The organism is Flagellimonas onchidii (genome assembly GCF_004804315.1).
Lineage (GTDB): Bacteria > Bacteroidota > Bacteroidia > Flavobacteriales > Flavobacteriaceae > Flagellimonas > Flagellimonas onchidii.
The window spans coordinates 1-1,399 of record NZ_SRXX01000050.1; the positions used below are offsets into that span (position 1 = coordinate 1).

Annotated in this window: 1 protein-coding gene; it reads left to right on the top strand. The window is 36.0% G+C overall.

What is annotated here, in order from left to right:
• Positions 1-145: 145 nt before the first annotated feature.
• The coding region (locus E4661_RS18935; protein ID WP_136469028.1) for an erythromycin esterase family protein at positions 146-1,399 on the top strand (1,254 nt) is incomplete at its 3' end.

Consider the following 1,399-nt stretch of genomic DNA (forward strand, 5'->3'; position numbering starts at 1 on the left):
TATATGATTGAACATTGTAAAATTTTGTCTGAGGTACAATTCTCGTACAAAACTGCCAATGTTTTTTAATTTTCTGTTAATCCATGTTAATATGGATTTTTTTCAAAAATGAAACGCCTACTATTGTGGTAAACCGATTACTTTCATGAAAAGACTGAACATTATTTTTTTGTTCCTATGTATTGGAACGCTTCAATCACAGGAAATAAAAACTTACCCATTGCTGGCTCCTGAATCAAAGGAAGTTGACGATTTATCATTTTTAAAGGACGAACTGGAAGGAAAACGACTCGTAATGCTCGGTGAACATACACACATGTACGGGAACATATTTGAGATGAAAGCCCGTATTGTAGAGTATCTGCACCAAGAATTGGGATTTACGACAATTTCCATGGAATCTTCCATGTATGACATCTGGAAAATGAACCAAAGTGGTTTTACGGCCAAAGGTTTCAATAACGCAATTTGGGGAGTTTGGTCAAATGCCTTGGAATTTCAGCGCTTGGTAAACTATATTGATAGGAACAACCTTAAAGTTGTGGGCTTTGACTCCCAAGTCAACAATGTTCAGCAATTTATAGAGGATTTTTTTGATTATTGTAAAAAACAAAGCATCCCACTGAAATTGGATGAAGATGATTTCGGGATTGTTATCGAAGGTGTGTTGGAAACAGTTACCGTTGAAGAGGACGACATTGAATATTCGGTATATGAGCGAGAACTTGAACGAATCATTTCACAAATAGATTCCCTGGAAACCAACTCCACCAATTATTATTGGAAACAGTTTGCAAAAAGTCTTTTGGCCTGTTCTCAGGATGCATATTACAATACGGAAGAAATATTGACCACTGATTTTGGAAATAAAAACAATAATATAAGGGATAAACAAATGGCAAATAATCTATTGAGCTATATCGATAGAAATCCAAATGAAAAAATTATTTGCTGGGCAGACAATGTCCATGCCATCAATGATCATTCGAGCATTAAAAAACCAATTGCAGAAGAATTTGTTCCAATGGGTACGTATATTAAAAACGAGCTAAAGATGGAATCGTATAGTTTGGCGACAATACATGTAAATGATTCCCTTCTGGATTTGGGCACCAACAAATGGCATCCCACGCCAATTGAAGAAAATTCCTTTGAGCATAAATTGAACAGTCTTGATATACCTTATTTGTTTGTTCCTTCCAAGCAACAGGCAATGCAGTCTCCACAACCCACGAGACTTTTGAATTTTATTGACTTTACAGATGCAAGATTGGATCAATTGCACGATGGGTACATATTTTTCCAAAGGGCAACATTACCGAAACATAGGGTTATTATGGACAGTTTGGCCATTTCTGAAAAACAATTGGGTTTTGGGAAAAAAATTGGGCAAATCGGG